This window comes from Mesorhizobium sp. M2A.F.Ca.ET.067.02.1.1, assembly GCF_004023285.1.
GTDB lineage: Bacteria > Pseudomonadota > Alphaproteobacteria > Rhizobiales > Rhizobiaceae > Mesorhizobium.
This window is the reverse complement of record NZ_RZSB01000767.1, coordinates 1-2,809: the sequence shown is the minus strand read 5'-3', so window position 1 is coordinate 2,809 and position 2,809 is coordinate 1. Positions and strand designations below refer to the sequence as shown.

The window sequence follows — 2,809 nt, the reverse complement described above, 5'->3', positions numbered from 1 at the left end:
ATGCCAGGGCGGAACTGGCACGCATCGAGACGGAAGCGCGCACGCTGGCGAAGATCCTCAACGCCACCAGCGGCGGCGATCTTTTCCCGTCGGTGCTGGAGCAGATCAGCGTCGAGCGCGGCTATGAGACAGCGCTTGGCGCGGCGCTCGGCGAGGACCTCGACGTTCCGCTCGACCGCAGCGCCCCGGTGCATTGGGGCGAAAGCGCGGTGCAGCCGGGCGATGGCGTGTTGCCCGAGGGTGTGAAGAGCCTGGCAAGCGTGGTGCATGCGCCGGCGCAGCTCGCCCGCCGCCTGGCGCAGATCGGCATTGTCGACGCCGCTGACGGCCGCCGGCTCCAAGCGCTTCTGGCTACTGGCCAGCGGCTGGTCAGCCGCGATGGCGCGCTCTGGCGCTGGGACGGCCTCACCGCTAGCGCCGACGCCCCGACCGCCGCCGCGCTGCGGCTCGCGCAGAAGAACCGCTTGGCCGAGCTCGATGCCGAGGCCGTGCAGGCGACGCGCGTCGTGCGCGAGGCGGAGGAGGCGCTGGCGCGCGCAGAGCACGCGATGCGCCAGGCAAGCGAGGCCGAGCGTAATGCGCGCCAGGCCGGCCGCGACGCACAGCATGCGTTGGATGCCGCCCGAAATGCGCTGGCCGAGGCCGAGAAGGCCGGCGGCGAGTTGGTGAGCCGCCGCGCTGCCTTGGACGACGCCCGCGCGCGCATCGTCGAAAGCCATGAGGAGACGCAGGCTGCGTTCCTCGAAGCCGAGGATATGCTTAAGGACGCGCCCGATCTCGGCGACCTGCAATTGCAGCTCGAACAGGCATCCGCCAATGTCTCGCGCGACCGCGCCACGCTGGCCGATGCGCGCGCCGTGCATGAAGGGCTTCGCCGCGAGGCCGAGGCGCGCATGCGCCGGCTCGATGCCATCGGCGCCGAGCGCAGGAACTGGGTGGAGCGTGCCGAAAACGCCGCGACGCAGATCGCCGCCCTTGGCGAGCGCAAGGCGGAGGCCGAAGCCGAGCGCGAGCGGCTGGCGGATGCGCCGGACGAGATCGACGCCAAGCGCCGCGCTTTGCTGACGCAGCTTTCCGAGGCGGAGGCGCTGCGCCAGGCAGCGAGCGACCACCTGCAGGAGGCGGAAAACAAGCAGGCCGAGCTCGACAAGGCGGCCACCGCCGCGATCCAGTCGCTCGCCGAGGCGCGCGAGACCCGCGTGCGCGCCGAGGAGCGGCTCACCGCGGCGGACGAACGCCGCGCCGAAGTCGAGGCGCGCATCCAGGAGGCGCTGAACACGCCGCCGCATCTGGTCATCCAGCATACCGGGCTCAAAGCCGACGATCCGATGCCCGACATGGCCGAGATCGAGCGACAGCTCGACCGCCTGAAGATCGAGCGCGAGCGGCTTGGCGCGGTCAATTTGCGCGCCGAGGAAGAGCAGCGGGAGCTATCGGAGCGGCTGGAGACCATCGTTTCCGAGCGCGAGGACATCATCGAGGCGATCAGGAAACTGCGCCAGGCGATCCAGAGCCTCAACCGCGAGGGCCGCGAGCGGCTGCTGTCCGCCTTCGAGGTGGTCAACGGCCATTTCCAGCGGCTGTTTTCGCATCTGTTCGGCGGTGGCACGGCCGAGCTGCAGCTGATCGAGTCGGAAGATCCCCTGGAAGCTGGCCTTGAAATCCTCGCTCGCCCGCCAGGCAAGAAGCCGCAGACCATGACGCTGCTTTCTGGCGGCGAGCAGGCGCTGACGGCGATGTCGCTGATCTTCGCCGTCTTCCTCACCAACCCCGCGCCGATCTGCGTGCTCGACGAGGTCGACGCGCCGCTCGACGACCACAATGTCGAGCGCTTCTGCAATTTGATGGAAGAGATGGCGAAGACGACGGAAACCCGCTTCGTCATCATCACCCACAACCCGATCACCATGGCGCGCATGGATCGCCTCTTCGGCGTCACCATGGCCGAGCAGGGCGTCAGCCAGCTGGTCTCGGTCGACCTGCAAGCGGCCGAAGCGATGCGCGAGGCGAGCTGAGCTCACCTCTCAGGTTCGACGACCAATCCTACTTTTCCGGAGCTGTCGCAGGCGCCGTATACCTGCGCCGCACCGCGTCGATCACCAGCTTGCGGCTTTCCTCGGCCGACAACGCCTTGTTCTTCTCCGCCTCCGCCGTCTCTCGGGCGAGGTCCTTGTCCCTGATCTGCTGGCGGAACCATTTCGAATAATCGCCGGCGCGCAAATGGTGTTCCCATGTCTTGTCGTCGATGCCTTCCGCCATCTGCGCGAAGATGATGAGGTTATGAGCTCTGAGGTTCATCGCCTTCTTCGGTCCGGTGAAATAGAAGCTGCCCTCTTCGTCGAGCTCGCCCTCGGCATATTTGCGGCTGTGGCGCTTCAGCGACTGGGCGGGCTCGATCGCCTTGACCGTGAACGGCGCCTTGCCGTCATGCGGGCGCCAGAACAGCACGCGGTCGCCCTTCGGCGATGGAATGTCCTTCGGCGCCGGGAGTCCCGTTTCCTTGCAAAAGGTCTTGATCACGCCCTTCGCCTGGGGGCCAAGCGCGATCACCGCCGTCACCAGGCCGAGCGCGTCGGTGGAGATTGCTTCGGGGTGGACGGTGATCAGCACCGTGCCGGGCAGCTCGATCGAAAGCACCGAACGCGTATCCCCGCGCCGCTTGGGCATCAAGTGATGCGCCTCGTCGATGATCAGCCAGTGCGGCCTTGCCGTCCGGTAGCGGATATTGCCGAGGCCGGGCAGCAATTCGGCGAAGAAATCAGGCCGCTCGTCCACCTTCAGCGCCAGGCCGTTGACCACGACATTGTTC

The 2,809-nt window shown here is 67.5% G+C and carries 1 protein-coding gene and 1 pseudogene; one reads left to right on the top strand and one right to left on the bottom strand.

Translation table 11 applies throughout. The annotated features are described in order from the left end of the window. Positions 1-2,015: chromosome segregation SMC family protein (locus EOA28_RS31475; protein ID WP_148670976.1), on the top strand; the 2,015-nt coding region annotated here is incomplete at its 5' end. 28 nt (positions 2,016-2,043) lie between these two features. Here EOA28_RS31475 and EOA28_RS31470 read toward each other — a convergent pair. Then, a pseudogene (locus tag EOA28_RS31470) lies at positions 2,044-2,809 on the bottom strand (phosphoglycolate phosphatase); the annotation flags it as partial.